The organism is Natrinema ejinorense, assembly GCF_002494345.1.
GTDB classification, from domain to species: Archaea; Halobacteriota; Halobacteria; order Halobacteriales; family Natrialbaceae; genus Natrinema; species Natrinema longum.
In genome coordinates, this window is record NZ_NXNI01000001.1 from 3,879,482 (window position 1) to 3,893,175 (window position 13,694).

Below are 13,694 nucleotides of genomic sequence, written 5' to 3' on the forward strand. Positions count from 1 at the left end.
CGGGAGCCACTCACCAGAGGTTCGCAACGACGAACGCGACCTGCACGAGCACCACCTGGGTCACCAGGACACACAGATCGTAGATCCCACGGGCGTCGGCCTCGTCGAACACGTCGGCGCGCTCGAGGCCGGCCCCGAGCGCCCTGGGTCCGAGACGCGTCGCCGCCGCGAGTACCGGAACGCCGAATGCCGGTGAGCGTGTTCCCGCTGGCGGCGGTGTGGCGATCGTTCCCCGGAACACGGATCGGGACTGCTCGAAGCGGCATGCTCAATCGTTATGCCTTGCGAAGTGTTACCAACACCGTATGAGCACGTTAAACGAAGAGATGGCCGACGTCCGGTCGGACGTCGACGACGTGCGAGGCCAACTCAGAGAGGACGTTCCGGCGTTCTTCGAGTTCGACGTCGCCGTCGGAAACATCACGTACAACGCCAACAGCAATAGCGTCTCGGTCACGGTCGAGCCGAGCTCTCGAGCCCGAGAACAGCTCTCGAACGAACTGGGCGGCGTGGCCGTGAAAACGGACGGGATGCTGGAGTTCGAGTTCAGGCTGAGCGAATCGGAGTCGGAGTAATCCGGCCGCCGACGGCCCCCCTCGAGCCCGCCCCGATCAGTCGGCCGCGAGCTTGTCCAGTCCGGCGGATTCGATGTCCTCGCCCCCGACCGACGAGCGGAGCGCGTCCATCCCGTCGTCGCGGTCGATGTCGAAGTCGGCTTCGTACAGCTCCGCGACGCGCGTCAGCTCCTCGTCGGTGAGCTTCGGCACGTCGCTGGCCGCGGCCCACTCGTCGATGTCGTCCGTGGTGCGGAACGTCGGCGTCACGGTCGCGACGGGATCGTGGCTCAGGAGCCACGCGATCGACGCCTGGCCCATGGTTCGCTCGCCGTCTCGCTCGAGGAATCGCAACTGCTCGAGTTTCTCCCAGCCGGTCTCGTACCACTCCTCGGGGCGGAAGCCTCGATGGTCGCCCTCGCCGAGTTCGGTCTCGGGGGTGACCTGCTCGTTGAGGATGCCCGACGAGTGGGGCACGCGGGGGATCAGACTCGTCGCGGAGCCCGTTCGCTCGATCGTCTCGAGGAAGTGGTTCCCCACCTCCTGTTCGAGTACGTTCCAGACCAGCTGGACGGAGTCGAACTCCTCTTCGATCGCCAGGTCACCCTCGGCGAGCCACCCGATCGAGGGACCCAGCGCGAGGCCGACGGCCTCGATCTTGCCCTCCTCCTCGAGTTCGTCGAGCAGTTCGAGCACGTCGGGGGTGATTTCCTCGACGTCGGCGTTGTGGAGCTGGAGCAGGTCGACCGACTCGAGCCCGAGCCGATCGAGGCTCTTGTCGACGGCGTCCCGGAGGTACTCCGGATCCATCTCCTTGGGGAGTTCGCCGTGGCCGGCCTGTGGGTTGTTGTAGAAGTCGTAGCCGACCTTGGTCGCGACGGTGACGTCCTCGCGGACGTCGGAGAGCGCCCGTCCGACCAGTTCCTCGCTGCGGCCGTGGCCGTAGACGTCGCCCGTATCGACGTACGTGATCCCCTGCTCGACGGCATACTGCAGCATCTCGATGGCGTCTTCTTCCGAGCGGTCGCCCCACCAGTCGGTGCCGACGGTCCACGCGCCGAAACCGACCTCGCTGACCTCGACTCCGGAGTCGCCGAGTTCGCTGTATTGCATACCAACCCCTTCGTAGTGGGGGAACTTAGGGTGAACGGAACGCTCGAGTACCCGATCCGACCGCGTCGAACGGGTTCGGGCCCACTGGTCGGCCTCGAGCCGAACCGCTCTTGGGCAACGGATGACAAGACTCCCCATGGCCGAATCCCGCCCTCGAGGCTCGAGCCGACACCTGTTGGCGGTCCTCGTCGTCGTCGTCCTGCTCGGATACCTCGCCGTGTGGCTGTTCGAGTTTCCCAGCGATCGCCTCACGATCGGCGCTGTCGTGGGGGGTGCCTTGCTGGTGATCGGCGCGCTCGTGTTGCCCGCCGTGCTCCTCTCAGAGTGGCAGTCCAGCGAGAGGTGATCCCGGATACGGGAGTCGGTTCCCAGTCCAACCGAACAGGTTCCCCACACGACAGCAGGTCCGGCAACCCGGAACGCACAACCGAACCCCTATCAACTCGGCGGGCAATACCACGGGTATGACAAAGCGGTACGTGTCGCTCCCCGAGGAGGCGGAAGCGGGGATGCGCGAGTTCATCGACGAGGTCGATCGACGGCTCTCGAGCGACGAGGATACCTGCTCGGTCGTCGAGGACGTCCTGATCGATCTCTCGGGAGACCGCGAGGCATACGAGCGCTGGCAGCGCGGCGAGTCGGTTTCGGCGGCCGAACGCGTCCGCCTGCAGAGTTACGATCCCTGCAATACGACCCTCGAGAGCGAATACTACGCCGAGAAAGACGAGGAGCAGTTCCGCCGCTCGAAACACCTCCAGTGGCTCTGGCGACAGTTCGATAGCCTGCCGATCGCGGACAACGTCGAGTTCGCCCTGCGATTCAGGCGGATGCTCGCCGACCACCTCTTCGAGGAGTGTGGCGACGACTGCCGGTTCTTCAAGGGGATCTCGTTTACCTACGGCCACAACATCACGATCGGCGACAACACCGTCGTCCACGACGACGTCCACCTCGACGACCGCGGGAAACTCACCATCGGCGACCGCGTCTCGATCTCCGACGGCGTCCACATTTACAGCCACGATCACGACGTCGTCGACCAGACCGAGGTCCGCAACTACCACACCATCGTCGAGGACGACGTCCGCCTCACCTACGACGCGATGGTTCGTGCCGGCTGCAAGGTCGGCGAAAACGCCATCGTCGGCGCACGCGGCATCGTTCAACACGACATCCCCGCCCACCACATCGCGCTCGGGATGCCCGCGAAAAGCGTCAAGATCAAGCCCGGCTGGGAGGACGTCGCCACGCCGATCGACGACGCCGGGACCAACCGACAGGAGGAGCGCCACCTCGAGTACGACCTGCCCGACGACCTCGTGGTCTTCGACGAGTTTCAGCGCGACATACAACGGCCCGAGTAGGGCCGCGACTGCGGTCTCTTTTGGGTGGCTCACCGGCGACGACGGTGCTGTGGGGCGATCCTCGAGTGGAGGCCGCAGTCGAAGGCCCCCTGCCCATCGCCGTTCCGCTACTGCGTTGGCGTGGTGAACCGAATGCCCGTTTGTACTACTTGTGGAAATAACGTTTCGTACGATTTCGCCCGCGCTCACGGTGAGAACGGGACTGTCGACTGGTGTCCACGCTGTCGGCAGAATCAGTAGTCGTCCGTCGTCGATCGACGCTGTACTGGCAGAGCGGTACTCGATCAGGAGTGTCGTCCGGACGAACGGCGAAACGCCCTACTTGTCGGTCAGTAGCCGTCGCAGGATGTCACCGTAGGCGGGCCGGGTGATGAGAACGCCGATAAACACGCCGAGGATGGTGATGATCGCGAATCCCTTGAGGTCACCGAGGCTCAGGACCGCCAGCGGTGAGAGGGCAACGACGGTCGTCGCCGCGGCGGCACCGATGACCCAGAACGCCTTGCGGAACCGCGATTGGAAGACCCGGACGGAGCTGACGTCCCCTTCGTCCATCACCTCGTCGGCGATGATCACGAGGTCGTCGACCCCGGTCCCGACGACGGCGATGAACCCGGCGACGTGGGAGAGGTCAAGCGGCATGCGTATCAGCGCCGCGAACCCGAGCAGGATCACCACCTCCGCCATCGCCGTGACGATCATCGGCAAGGCGACGCGCGTGTCCGTGTATCGGGAGTAGACGACGCCACTGACGGTGATCACCGAGAGCAGTCCGATCAGCAAGGAGTACTGCTTGAACTGTTCGGCGTGACTGGCATCGATCGAGTAGACCTGATTGTCCTCCATGTCGAGTGGGGCGGGCAGACTCCCCGCGCGGAGGTTGAGCGAGAGCGATTGTGCTCGCTCCTGATCCGGTGCGCCCATCTGGAAGGTCGGATCGTTCGCCCACTCGCCGTTTCGCATGGAGGTTGCGAGTCCGGGTCCGGGCTGACCGGGACCACCATCACCCATACTGTGGGCGTCGATGACCTCCCCGTCGACGACGGTGAGGAGACAGTATTGTTCACCGTCGTGGTTGAAGTCGATGGTTTCGCCATCGCCACGGAGACTACACCGGCCGACACCCTCACTCGTGAACCCGAAATCGTTCATTTTCTGTTGGAATTCCCGTGCCTCGTCCTCCTTGACTTGTACAGGAACGTAATAGCCGGATCCACCCTGGTTTTGCTCTGGTGGATCGATATTCGCTAATTGGTCACGAGTTAGCACCGTCTCGTTCGTCTGAGTGCCGTTCTCGGTCGGGTAGTAGGCCTGCACCTCGACGACGCCGCGCTCGGAGAGGAGACTCCGGAGCTCGCTGGCACCCATGTTGGGTACCTCGACGACGATGTAGTGCTCTCCGTTCGGTGTCGACGACTGATACGCCGTCCCGCCGGAGAGACCCGCTGCGTTAATTTTCGTCTGGATCGTCTCGATAATATCGTCACGGGTCCCTTGGGTAACACCGTCACGGATACCGTCCTCGGAGGCGTCGACGTTCGCCGACTGCAGGGCTCTGGCGAACTCCGCTTCGGTCACATTCTTGGAGAACACCTCTGCGGAAAGGGTTCCGTCCTCCTGAGCTTCGACGTTAGTGTCGGCGGGATCGAGGTCGAGTTCGTCCTGTAACGTCGACTCGATCTCGTCGCGCCGATCTTCGTCGACCTGCCCGTTGTCGCTGACTGCGTCAGGCGCGATGCCCTCGGCGGTCATACCGACGACCGGGACCCTGATTCGGGTCCCGCCCTCGAGTCCGAGGCCGAACTCGAGGTTGGTCGGACTGCTCTCGACGCTCTCGTTTCCGCCGAGGCTGTCGTCTGCGACGATGCCGCCGGGGATGAAGAGCGCGACGACGGCAAAGCCGATGAACAGGGCGAGCAGGAGGACGCGCCAGTTGTCCTTGATCGCGCTCATGACCGCACCCCCTCGAACTTGTACCAGCGAAGTAAGCTCAGATTCAACATGTAGGTGTTCAGCAGGTCGGCTGCGAGGCCGACGAACAGGATGAGACCGATCGATGCCAGCAGGTCGATGCCGAAGATGGACGCGGAGATCCACATGACGAGCATCGCGGCCATCGACGTGACCGTCATCGTGACACCGGTCCGCATCGCGCGGTGGGTGCTCTCGTAGAAGTCACCGCTCCGACGCAGAACGTGGTTGTTCAACAGGATATCGGAGTCGACCGAGTACCCGATGAGCATCAGCAAGCCCGCGACCGTCCCCAGAGAGAGCGGGATCCCGGCGAGGCGCATGAACGCGAGCGGGATCACGAGGTCGGAAAACGCCGAGAGAACGATCGCGATCGACGGGACGAACGTCCGAAAGAGGATGAACGCGATCGCGCTCATCCCGACGAACGCGACGACGACCCCGATCATGGCCGTCTGTTGGCTCCCCTCGCCGAAACTCGCCGAGGTCGACAACACCGACCGGACGATCTCGGCGTCGCCGTCTTGCTCGAGGTTCGCCTCGGCCTGATCGCTCAGGGACTGTGCGTCAGTCTCGGAGAAGCGGACGATATACTGGTTGGCACCCGCCGTTCCGGTCACGGATTCGGGCGTCTCCTCGAACGCCGCCGAAATCTCGCCTTCCGGCGTCGTCGTCTGGACGGTTAGTTCCGATCCACCGGTGAAGTCCATTCCCAACGGAACCGGCGAGCCGTATACGAGAAACGAGCCGCTGAGAACGAGCAGTGCAACTGCGAGAACCGCGAGCGGAACCGCCGCGAGCTGGCGGTTGCTGTACCGGGTGTAATCGATCTCCGGTACGTCGAAATACGCCATATACCCGACCACTTGTCTCCCCCCGAAGTAAGCTTTCTCAATTCCGACCGCGCGGTCCGTCGATCAGTCCGGCAGGTAGCGCACGCTCACGACGCCGTCGTCGGCCGACCGACGCACTTCCACGCGAACGGCCTCGAGCCGGGCCGCTCGAGCGATCGTCTCCTCGTCCGCGAGGACGTCCCGGGCCGCGGGTTCGGCCTCCCCCTCGGGGACGCTGAACACGTGGATTTCGCCGGTCCCGGCCCGCTCCTCTCGAACGAGATCGCCGACGTCGCTCTCTGCGGCTAGCTCTTTCTCGTGGGTGGTCGGCTCGAGGTCGCTGTCGACCAGTTCGATCGTGCGTCTGTCGTCGACGTCGATCACCTCCCAGGTGATCTCCATGGGTGGCTCGGGCGCGACGGTCGCTTCGAGGACATCGTGGACCTCGAGGCCGGGGTTCGACCCGAGGGTGTGGACCTGTGCGGTTTCGACGTCGCGGACGACCGCCGACTCGCTCTCGGCGTGTGTAACGACGAAGGTTCCGGTCTTTTCGGTCATGGGGGGTCGTAGCGGGCGAATCGCTTTCCGAGTTTCGGCTTCCGATAGATATCGAGAGTCGGCTTTCGACGGGAATAGCCGCCCAGCCGGTGTACGAACTGATCGCTGGCCTCTCAGACACCCAAACTGTTATACCAACAGTCACCACAAATTTCTAACATGAATGTGAACACTCGGCGCATCGTCACCGAGGAACTCTGGCGAAGCGTCGTCTGGGCGGGTCTCGGACTGGTCGGATGGGCGATTATCGTTTCCGAGTTCGCGTGGGTAGACGGGACGTTGGTCACTGTATTTGGATTGCCGATCCTTACATGGGCCGTCCTAACCGGCGGTATGATCGGAATCCGCCTCCGAACGGAGGGCGAACTTCAGGTACAGTCTCAGGCCGGTATCGTCCTGTCCGTGATCGTTGGGATACTCCTCGGCGGTGTGGCTGCCATCTTCTTGGTCACACGATGGTACTCGGCCCTCTCGGTGGGTTCGATCTATGTGGTTACAGCGGTCGCGACAGCGCTGTGGTCGTGGTACGCCGTCCTCCCGGAGTTTGAAACGAGCCCGACCGCCTGAGTCGATCCCTCGCTTTTCCGCCCGTACTGAGCACGCGAGACACTCGAGCAGGCACGCACTCTCCCACCACCATCGCGTCGCGATGCCGTCACGGAACGTCTTTAGCCCAGGCGGTCGCCTGCTGAGACATGAACGTCGATATCGGTAACGCACTCGCGTCCGTCGCGTCGCCGGGCGTCTCGAGGGAGTCCCTCGAGCGCTTGGACGAGCAGGTGGCGGTTGCCCACGAGCGGATCGAACGCGGGATGGCGAACGAAGAACACGGCTACGAGGCGCTGAACCTCCCCCACCGAACCGATCCGGACGCGATCCGAGCCGCGGTGGAGCCGGTCGCCGATGCCGAGGCCCTGCTCACAGTCGGCATCGGCGGCAGTTCGCTCGGCGCGGCGACGATCACGAACGCGCTCGACTCGGAAACCGAGACCGTCTTCCTCGACAACGTCGACCCCGAGTGGGTCTCGAGTCGGCTCGCCGGAGTGTCCCTCGAGAACGCGGCGATCAACGTGGTGTCCCGATCGGGGACGACGGCGGAGACGCTGGCGAACTTCCTCGTCGTCCGCGAGGCGTTCGAGTCGGCCGGCGTCGACTGGACCGAGCGAACGATCGTCACGACCGGCGAATCGGGCCCGCTTCGCGACCTCGCGGCGCGGCACGGGCTGCCGTCGCTGATGGTTCCCGACGGTGTTCCGGGTCGCTTCTCCGCGCTGTCGGCGGTCGGCATGGTCGCCGCGGCCGTCTGCGGACACGACCTCGAGGCCCTGATCGCGGGCGCGGCCGCCGAGCGCGAGACGCTGACGGGCTCGCTGTTCGACTGTCCTGCCTACGCCTACGGCGCGACGACCTACGCGCTGGATCAGCGCGGGGCGGGGGTCAACGCCGTGATGCCCTACGCGGAGTCCCTGGAGACCGCCGCGGAGTGGTTCGCCCAGCTGTGGGCCGAGAGCCTGGGAAAAGACGACCTCGGACAGACGCCCGTGCGGGCACTCGGCGTCACCGACCAACACTCGCAGCTCCAGCTCTATCGTGCGGGCCCGCGGGACAAACTCGTCAGCTTCGTCACGACACGGGAGCGTCCGGACCGATCGATCCCGGCGACCGACGTCGAGGAGTTGGCGTATCTGGGCGACGCGACGCTGGGCGAACTGCTCGAGGCGGAGTTCGAAGCCACGGAAGCCAGCCTCGCGGCCGCCGGCCGACCGAACGTCCGCGTCGAACTCGAGGCCGTCGACGAGTACGAACTCGGCGGCCTGCTCTACGGGATGGAAGCCGCCTGCGTGCTCGCGGGCGAACTCTACGGCGTCAATACCTTCGAGCAGCCGGCCGTCGAGTGGGCGAAGAAAGCGACTCGCGGGCTGCTCGGCGGTGGCGAGTTCGAAGAGGCCGATGCTGTCGCCGAAAAAACCGAGCTTCGGGTAGAGCGATAACCGCCGGGTCGATCGCTCGCCGGCGACCGGCTGTCCTTCCCGAGCCGGAACGTCGAGTTGCGGTGCGCATATGAATCCGCACACGAATACGTACGTATGACCGAGACCGCACGGGCCGACGAGGCCGGCCCGATCGCCTCCAACGTCGTTCCAGGGATCGGGACCGTCCTGGCCGGAATCACGATGGTCGCACTGCTCGTCCCCGTTCGCCGCGGCGTCGACGACCCGATCGTCCTCGCCGGTGTCGGCTTCGCCCTCGCGGCGGTCCTCACGTTTCTGGTTCGACGCCACGCCGGGCTCGAGCGGCGGATCGGGGGGCCGATCGCCGCCGCCTCGAGCGTTCTGGTCGTGTTGCTCGCCGGCTACGCGCTGAATCAGGGGGTTACCGCGCCCGCCGCTTTGCCGACGGGATCGGTGTCGATACCGGTCGTCTTCGTCGCGTTCGTCACGGCGGGGCTGGCCGCTGCGATGGGGGTTGCCGACTACTACGGAATCACCCCGACGGGACTCAAGCGCCGGAGCTTGCAGGTCGTGTCACTGTCTGCCGTCGGGATCGCAGGACTGCTCGCGACACCGGTCGTGATTGCGATCCTCGCGATTCCGATCGTCCCGCTTCTCGAGCCGCTCTCGACGTTCGAAGAAGCCGTCTTCACCCAGGTGTCGATGGCTATCGGTGCGATGCTCGTCACCGCGGGCTACCTCGCCATGACCGACCGTGACCTGTCCTTTATCGACCTCCGACGACCCACGCTGCGGGAACTGGGCTGGATACTCGGCGGATTGTTCGTCCTCTTCGGGGCACTCTTTGCAATCTCCACGCTCATGCAATCGGCCGGCGTCGAGAGCGCCGATCACTCGACGACCCAGCGAGCTCAGGACAACCCTGAACTGATGCTGATACTGGCTCCCCTCGCGATTTTGATTATCGGTCCGTTCGAGGAACTGCTCTACCGGAACGTGATTCAGAAGTCCCTGTACGAGACGTTCTCGCGACCCGGGGCCGTCGCCGTGGCCAGCGTGATCTTCGCTGCAGTACACGTCCTCGCGTACGCCACTGCCGGTATCGGTGCCGTGATTGCCAGTTTGGGGACGATATTCGGGCTCTCGATCGTCCTCGGAACGATCTACGAACGAACGGACAACCTCCTCGTACCGGCACTGATCCACGGGGTGTACAACGCAGTGACGTTCGTGAGCCTGTATTTCACCTACGGCTGACCGAGAGACCGAGTCGCCGACGGCGACAGGATCGAACGGCCGACCGCGACCGAGCGCGATCGTGGGTTACGACGGATTCTTTCGGGCAAGCGCCGATCCGCAGATCGGGCATCGATCCTTCTCCTCGTCGAACTCCCGACCACAGCCCTGACACTGGAACCGCCAGTGGCGCTGTTCGTCGATGCCCTCCCGAGCGATCACCTCGACGTCGACGTTGAGTTTCTCCGAGACGTTTTGCATCGCGTAGTCGTCGGTCACCAGAACGCCGTCGAGTTCGAAACTCGCCGCGACGAGCCGAACGTCGGTATCCGAGAGCACCTCGAGGTCGCCGGATTCGCGCGCGGCCCGCTCGACCTTTTCGGTGGTGTCGTCGTTGGGAATGTGGATGTGCATCCCGGAGCCTTCCATCGCGTCGTAGCGATAGGCGCTCTCGTCCTCGAGTTCTTCGCGGACGAGCGGGATCGTTGCAGTCTGTTCTGTCGTGTGAAAGTCGTGGATAAAAGCGGAGGAGTCGAGAACGTACATACCGTTAGCGCTGGACGACGATGTAGTCTTTCACCGCTTGAACGCGGTTGACGGGAACGAGAAAGCGACCGGCGTCGTCGAGATCGAAGTCGACCCCGCGCCGAGGCAGCTCCTCGTCGGGCTCGATAACGAGGTCGTGGAGCTTGCCGGATTTCAGATCCATCGTGATGTTGTAGAGCAGTCCAAGCTCGGTGCCGTCGGACCCCATGACGGACTTCCCCGAGAGGTTTTCAGCGAGTATATCGCTCATGTATGCCCGTACTTACTAATCGGTATTAAACAATGGGGGACCGCGCGCAACGGCGTCGGAATCGGGCGGCGGTCGGCGACGAGCGGATCGTCGCGCGATCCGGCCGACCGAACGGCGATGGCACGCTGCTCGAGTCTAAGCCGGCGATCCCTCCCATGTCCGGAGCGCCGATCGGTGGCGGGCGTGACCGCGGCTCGCGTCGCGGCCTCCGGAACGCGGATGACGATGGGTTTAACTACGGCGCTACGGAGGTTTTAGGTAAGACCTTCTCGGGTGGTTCACCATGTCGGATACGGATACACGCGACCCCACATCTCTCAGAACGCCGATCGTCGCCGTCCTCGGACACGTCGATCACGGCAAGACAAGTCTCCTCGATAAGATCCGCGGCTCCGCGGTCATCGAGGGCGAAGCAGGCGCGATCACCCAGCACATCGGCGCGACCGCCGTCCCGCTGGACATCATCTCCACGATCGCGGGCGATCTCGTCGACCCGGACGACTTCGACCTCCCCGGCCTCCTCTTTATCGACACGCCGGGGCACCACTCCTTTACGACGCTCCGGTCCCGCGGGGGCGCGCTGGCCGACATCGCCATTCTCGTCGTCGACGTCAACGACGGCTTCCAGCCCCAGACGCTCGAGGCCTTGGACATCCTCCGGCGTTCGGAAACCCCCTTTATCGTCGCGGCGAACAAGATCGACACCGTTCCGGGCTGGAACGCCAACGAGGATTCCCCGATCAACGACACCTACGAGGCCCAGTCGGATCGCGTGCGCGAGCGCCTCGACGAGAGCCTCTACGAGATCATCGGAAACCTCTCCGACGAGGGCTTCTCCGCGGACCTCTACTGGCGGGTCCAGAACTTCCAGCGTAACGTCGGCGTCGTCCCCGTCTCGGCGATGACCGGCGAGGGCGTCCCCGACCTCCTGACCGTCATGATGGGGCTCTCCCAGCGCTACATGAAAGAGGAGATGGAGATCGACGTCGCCGGTCCCGGGGTCGGCACCGTCCTCGAGGTCAAAGAGGAGAAAGGGTTCGGGACGACGATCGATACGGTGCTGTACGACGGGACGATCCGTTCGGACGATCGGATCGTCGTCGGCGGACAGAACGAGCCGATCGTCACCGAGGTGCGCGCGTTGCTCCAGCCGCGGCCGCTCGCGGAAATCCGGACCGAGAGCCGGTTCGAGAAGGTCGACGAAGTGTCGGCCGCGTCCGGGATCAAGGTCGCCGCCCCCGAACTCGCAGATGCGATGGCCGGCGCGCCGGTCCGGGTCGTCCGCGACCGTGACATCGACGAGGTCGTCGCGGAGGTCCAGGCCGAACTCGCGGACATCGCCGTCGACACCGCCGAAGAGGGCGTCGTCGTCAAAGCCGACACCCTCGGGAGCCTCGAGGCGATGGCCGACGCCTTGGACGACGCGGAGGTGCCGATCGTCCGCGCGGAGGTCGGCGACGTTGCACCGCGGGACGTCTCGGTCGCCTCGACGGCCGAGGACGGCAAGCAAAAGGCAATTCTCGGATTCAACGTCGACGTCCTCGACGACGCCGAACAGCGCGCGGAGATCGAGGACGTGACGATCTTTACCGACGAGGTCATCTACCAACTCATCGAGGAGTACGAGGAGTACGTCGAGGGGATCGAGCAGGCCCAGCAGGACACCATCCTCGACAACATCACCCGGCCCGCCCGCTTTCGCATCCTGCCGGATCACACCTTCCGCCAGAACGACCCCGCGGTCGTCGGCGTCGAGGTGAATTCGGGAACGATCCAGAACAACGCGAACGTCGTCAAGTTCGAGGGCAACGACCCCGACCGGGTCGGCCAGGTCAAGGGCATTCAGGAGCAAGGCGAGGACGTCGACGAGGCCCGCGCGGGCAACCGCGTCTCCGTCGCCATCGACGGCCCGACCGTCGGCCGCCAGATCGAGGAGGACGACGAACTCTGGATCGAGATCCCGGAGAAACACGCGAAGATCCTCGAGCAGGAACTGGCCAGCGAGATTCCCGGCGACGAACTCGAGGCGCTGAACATGTACCTCGACAAGCAGCGTAGCCGGGATCCCTTCTGGGGCAAATAATATTCACTTGACCGACATTATTTTGTGATATCGAGCGGGAACGGGTGATATGGTTTCCCGTGAAAACAAAGTGGTCGGTGGATTCGTCGTCGTCGCTTTCGTCCTCGCGTACGGAGGCTTCTGGGTAACCGATCTCCCATCGGAAATTCTGCTGGGGGTACTCCTCTTCGTCGGTGTCGTCGCACCGATGGTCGTCAACAACTATCTCGATAGCCGGAAATCTACCTGACTGAACGACCTGTCGTGTACACTTCGTTCCAGCGTTCGCTTCTGGGGCGAGTAGCGGACGGGTTTCGGCCTCGGGGTCGCTCGCAGCGCTCGTTCACCCCTCAGTCCGCTCGAGGCGAACCCGCGCCCCACCCTCGAGATCGGCCAGCGCCACCGTCTCGTCGATGCGCGCGACGACGGTCACGGGCGCGGCGGCGCGCGGTTCGCCGTCCTCGCTGGCCGGCGTCTCGCCCCAGAAGAGACACAGTTTCTTCCCGGCCGGCCAGTAGGCGATCGCGCCCTCGGGGACGGCCGCGCTGGCGTTTTCCGGCGGCGCGTCGAGCGCGAGATCGAAATAGAGTTCCTCGCCCCAGCGGATCGCGTCGCCGGCGACCGGCAGTGCGTCCTCGAGCGCGGCTCGCGTTTCGGGTGCATCGTCGGTCCACGTGGCCTCGAGTTCGCGGCCGTCGACGGTAACGCGCAGATCGGTCATAGATGCGTCCACGAACAGCGGCCACTTCTCGGTGGCGGTCGCCAGTTCTCTCGACTCGAGTCGGAGGCCCCCGGCGACTTCCACTGGAAGCATTAACACGCTGCTCGTGGTGAACCCGGTATGCTCGTCCAGCTCCGCCAGTACAAACACGAGGAGGTCCAGTTCGACGACAACAGGACGACCGGTGAGTCCCAGACCGAAGACACGGTCAACCCGGATGCCGAAGGATACTTCGGCAAAGACATGGCCGACCTCGACGTCGAGACGTGGGATACCGTCGAGTACGAGGGTGATCCGATTCAGCGCCGTTCGCTCACGCTCGATGGGGTCACAGCCGTCTCGGTGCCACAGGACCCGATCGACGAGGGGGACCCCGCCCTCCCCGGACGGACCGTCCAGGTGCGGATGGAGGGCGGCATCGAATCCCTCGAGCAGGCCGCGATCGTCGAAGTGCAAGACGAGAACCCACAGGGATCGACGGCCGAGTGAACGGTGGCACCGCCGGCGAGGAGTGACAATCTCTGTCGGAGGCGG

18 protein-coding genes are annotated in these 13,694 nt (G+C 64.4%); 10 read left to right on the forward strand and 8 right to left on the reverse strand.

Annotated features, from left to right (window positions below; translation table 11 throughout):
- Window positions 1-10: 10 nt before the first annotated feature.
- Window positions 11-241, reverse strand: coding sequence for a hypothetical protein (locus CP557_RS19025; protein WP_097381358.1), 231 nt, complete (start codon window positions 239-241; stop codon window positions 11-13).
- A gap of 64 nt (window positions 242-305) precedes the next feature.
- On the opposite strand from CP557_RS19025, the gene CP557_RS19030 reads away from it, so the two are divergent.
- Entirely contained in the window at window positions 306-575 is a 270-nt protein-coding gene (locus CP557_RS19030) for a hypothetical protein (RefSeq protein ID WP_097381359.1), read from the forward strand.
- A gap of 36 nt (window positions 576-611) precedes the next feature.
- Here CP557_RS19030 and CP557_RS19035 read toward each other — a convergent pair whose 3' ends face one another.
- Window positions 612-1,667, reverse strand: a complete 1,056-nt coding sequence (locus CP557_RS19035; RefSeq protein WP_097381360.1) for an aldo/keto reductase — start codon at window positions 1,665-1,667, stop codon at window positions 612-614.
- 136 nt (window positions 1,668-1,803) lie between these two features.
- On the opposite strand from CP557_RS19035, the gene CP557_RS19040 reads away from it, so the two are divergent.
- The 3 genes from CP557_RS19040 to CP557_RS23590 all read left to right on the forward strand — a co-directional run bounded on the left by CP557_RS19040 (window position 1,804) and on the right by CP557_RS23590 (window position 3,271).
- Window positions 1,804-2,013, forward strand: a complete 210-nt coding sequence (locus CP557_RS19040; RefSeq protein WP_097381361.1) for a hypothetical protein — start codon at window positions 1,804-1,806, stop codon at window positions 2,011-2,013.
- 118 nt (window positions 2,014-2,131) lie between these two features.
- Complete coding sequence (locus CP557_RS19045; protein ID WP_097381362.1) at window positions 2,132-3,031, forward strand: acyltransferase; 900 nt, start codon at window positions 2,132-2,134, stop codon at window positions 3,029-3,031.
- Window positions 3,032-3,163: 132 nt separating this feature from the next.
- The gene (locus tag CP557_RS23590) at window positions 3,164-3,271 is read left to right on the forward strand and encodes a DUF7563 family protein (protein WP_449406608.1); all 108 of its coding nucleotides are present in this window, start codon (window positions 3,164-3,166) and stop codon (window positions 3,269-3,271) included.
- 78 nt (window positions 3,272-3,349) lie between these two features.
- Here CP557_RS23590 and CP557_RS19050 read toward each other — a convergent pair whose 3' ends face one another.
- The 3 genes from CP557_RS19050 to CP557_RS19060 all read right to left on the reverse strand — a co-directional run bounded on the left by CP557_RS19050 (window position 3,350) and on the right by CP557_RS19060 (window position 6,393).
- The gene (locus CP557_RS19050) at window positions 3,350-4,984 is read right to left on the reverse strand and encodes a preprotein translocase subunit SecD (protein ID WP_097381363.1); all 1,635 of its coding nucleotides are present in this window, start codon (window positions 4,982-4,984) and stop codon (window positions 3,350-3,352) included.
- Window positions 4,981-5,856 (reverse strand): protein translocase subunit SecF, encoded by an 876-nt coding sequence (gene secF / locus CP557_RS19055; protein WP_097381364.1) that lies wholly within the window; start codon window positions 5,854-5,856, stop codon window positions 4,981-4,983. The genes CP557_RS19050 and secF overlap by 4 nt, the downstream gene beginning before the upstream one ends.
- A 63-nt stretch (window positions 5,857-5,919) precedes the next feature.
- Window positions 5,920-6,393, reverse strand: coding sequence for a DUF5812 family protein (locus CP557_RS19060; protein WP_097381365.1), 474 nt, complete (start codon window positions 6,391-6,393; stop codon window positions 5,920-5,922).
- Between the two features lie 159 nt (window positions 6,394-6,552).
- Between CP557_RS19060 and CP557_RS19065 the strand changes: the two genes are divergently transcribed.
- The 3 genes from CP557_RS19065 to CP557_RS19075 all read left to right on the forward strand — a co-directional run bounded on the left by CP557_RS19065 (window position 6,553) and on the right by CP557_RS19075 (window position 9,602).
- Window positions 6,553-6,960 (forward strand): hypothetical protein, encoded by a 408-nt coding sequence (locus CP557_RS19065; RefSeq protein WP_097381366.1) that lies wholly within the window; start codon window positions 6,553-6,555, stop codon window positions 6,958-6,960.
- A 128-nt stretch (window positions 6,961-7,088) separates the two neighbouring features.
- Window positions 7,089-8,384, forward strand: a complete 1,296-nt coding sequence (locus tag CP557_RS19070) for a glucose-6-phosphate isomerase (protein ID WP_097381367.1) — start codon at window positions 7,089-7,091, stop codon at window positions 8,382-8,384.
- Between the two features lie 96 nt (window positions 8,385-8,480).
- Window positions 8,481-9,602, forward strand: coding sequence for a CPBP family intramembrane glutamic endopeptidase (locus tag CP557_RS19075; protein WP_097381368.1), 1,122 nt, complete (start codon window positions 8,481-8,483; stop codon window positions 9,600-9,602).
- A gap of 66 nt (window positions 9,603-9,668) precedes the next feature.
- Here CP557_RS19075 and CP557_RS19080 read toward each other — a convergent pair whose 3' ends face one another.
- Together CP557_RS19080 and CP557_RS19085 are read right to left on the reverse strand one after the other, a co-directional pair.
- The gene (locus tag CP557_RS19080) at window positions 9,669-10,127 is read right to left on the reverse strand and encodes an NOB1 family endonuclease (protein WP_097381369.1); all 459 of its coding nucleotides are present in this window, start codon (window positions 10,125-10,127) and stop codon (window positions 9,669-9,671) included.
- 4 nt (window positions 10,128-10,131) lie between these two features.
- On the reverse strand, window positions 10,132-10,377 hold the full coding sequence (locus CP557_RS19085; RefSeq protein ID WP_097381370.1) for a PRC-barrel domain-containing protein: 246 nt from the start codon (window positions 10,375-10,377) through the stop codon (window positions 10,132-10,134).
- A 283-nt stretch (window positions 10,378-10,660) separates the two neighbouring features.
- Here CP557_RS19085 and infB point away from each other — a divergent pair, with 283 nt between their 5' ends.
- Both infB and CP557_RS19095 read left to right on the forward strand, forming a co-directional pair.
- Complete coding sequence (gene infB, locus CP557_RS19090; RefSeq protein WP_097381371.1) at window positions 10,661-12,460, forward strand: translation initiation factor IF-2; 1,800 nt, start codon at window positions 10,661-10,663, stop codon at window positions 12,458-12,460.
- A gap of 49 nt (window positions 12,461-12,509) precedes the next feature.
- Complete coding sequence (locus tag CP557_RS19095) at window positions 12,510-12,689, forward strand: hypothetical protein (RefSeq protein ID WP_097381372.1); 180 nt, start codon at window positions 12,510-12,512, stop codon at window positions 12,687-12,689.
- A gap of 93 nt (window positions 12,690-12,782) precedes the next feature.
- Here CP557_RS19095 and CP557_RS19100 read toward each other — a convergent pair whose 3' ends face one another.
- Window positions 12,783-13,160 carry a cyclophilin-like family protein gene (locus CP557_RS19100; protein ID WP_097381723.1) on the reverse strand — a complete coding sequence of 126 codons (378 nt, stop codon included), beginning with the start codon at window positions 13,158-13,160 and terminating at the stop codon, window positions 12,783-12,785.
- A 120-nt stretch (window positions 13,161-13,280) separates the two neighbouring features.
- On the opposite strand from CP557_RS19100, the gene CP557_RS19105 reads away from it, so the two are divergent.
- Window positions 13,281-13,649 (forward strand): hypothetical protein, encoded by a 369-nt coding sequence (locus CP557_RS19105; protein ID WP_097381373.1) that lies wholly within the window; start codon window positions 13,281-13,283, stop codon window positions 13,647-13,649.
- The last annotated feature ends 45 nt before the right edge of the window (window positions 13,650-13,694 follow it).

What these genes read in the sequence shown, in the direction of transcription:
- CP557_RS19030 (WP_097381359.1), top strand. Translation starts at nt 306, where the DNA reads ATGAGCACGTTAAACGAAGAGATGGCCGACGTCCGGTCGGACGTCGAC.
- CP557_RS19035 (WP_097381360.1), bottom strand. Translation starts at nt 1,667, where the DNA reads ATGCAATACAGCGAACTCGGCGACTCCGGAGTCGAGGTCAGCGAGGTC.
- CP557_RS19040 (WP_097381361.1), top strand. Translation starts at nt 1,804, where the DNA reads ATGGCCGAATCCCGCCCTCGAGGCTCGAGCCGACACCTGTTGGCGGTC.
- CP557_RS19045 (WP_097381362.1), top strand. Translation starts at nt 2,132, where the DNA reads ATGACAAAGCGGTACGTGTCGCTCCCCGAGGAGGCGGAAGCGGGGATG.
- CP557_RS23590 (WP_449406608.1), top strand. Translation starts at nt 3,164, where the DNA reads ATGCCCGTTTGTACTACTTGTGGAAATAACGTTTCGTACGATTTCGCC.
- CP557_RS19050 (WP_097381363.1), bottom strand. Translation starts at nt 4,984, where the DNA reads ATGAGCGCGATCAAGGACAACTGGCGCGTCCTCCTGCTCGCCCTGTTC.
- secF (WP_097381364.1), bottom strand. Translation starts at nt 5,856, where the DNA reads ATGGCGTATTTCGACGTACCGGAGATCGATTACACCCGGTACAGCAAC.
- CP557_RS19060 (WP_097381365.1), bottom strand. Translation starts at nt 6,393, where the DNA reads ATGACCGAAAAGACCGGAACCTTCGTCGTTACACACGCCGAGAGCGAG.
- CP557_RS19065 (WP_097381366.1), top strand. Translation starts at nt 6,553, where the DNA reads ATGAATGTGAACACTCGGCGCATCGTCACCGAGGAACTCTGGCGAAGC.
- CP557_RS19070 (WP_097381367.1), top strand. Translation starts at nt 7,089, where the DNA reads ATGAACGTCGATATCGGTAACGCACTCGCGTCCGTCGCGTCGCCGGGC.
- CP557_RS19075 (WP_097381368.1), top strand. Translation starts at nt 8,481, where the DNA reads ATGACCGAGACCGCACGGGCCGACGAGGCCGGCCCGATCGCCTCCAAC.
- CP557_RS19080 (WP_097381369.1), bottom strand. Translation starts at nt 10,127, where the DNA reads ATGTACGTTCTCGACTCCTCCGCTTTTATCCACGACTTTCACACGACA.
- CP557_RS19085 (WP_097381370.1), bottom strand. Translation starts at nt 10,377, where the DNA reads ATGAGCGATATACTCGCTGAAAACCTCTCGGGGAAGTCCGTCATGGGG.
- infB (WP_097381371.1), top strand. Translation starts at nt 10,661, where the DNA reads ATGTCGGATACGGATACACGCGACCCCACATCTCTCAGAACGCCGATC.
- CP557_RS19095 (WP_097381372.1), top strand. Translation starts at nt 12,510, where the DNA reads ATGGTTTCCCGTGAAAACAAAGTGGTCGGTGGATTCGTCGTCGTCGCT.
- CP557_RS19100 (WP_097381723.1), bottom strand. Translation starts at nt 13,160, where the DNA reads ATGACCGATCTGCGCGTTACCGTCGACGGCCGCGAACTCGAGGCCACG.
- CP557_RS19105 (WP_097381373.1), top strand. Translation starts at nt 13,281, where the DNA reads ATGCTCGTCCAGCTCCGCCAGTACAAACACGAGGAGGTCCAGTTCGAC.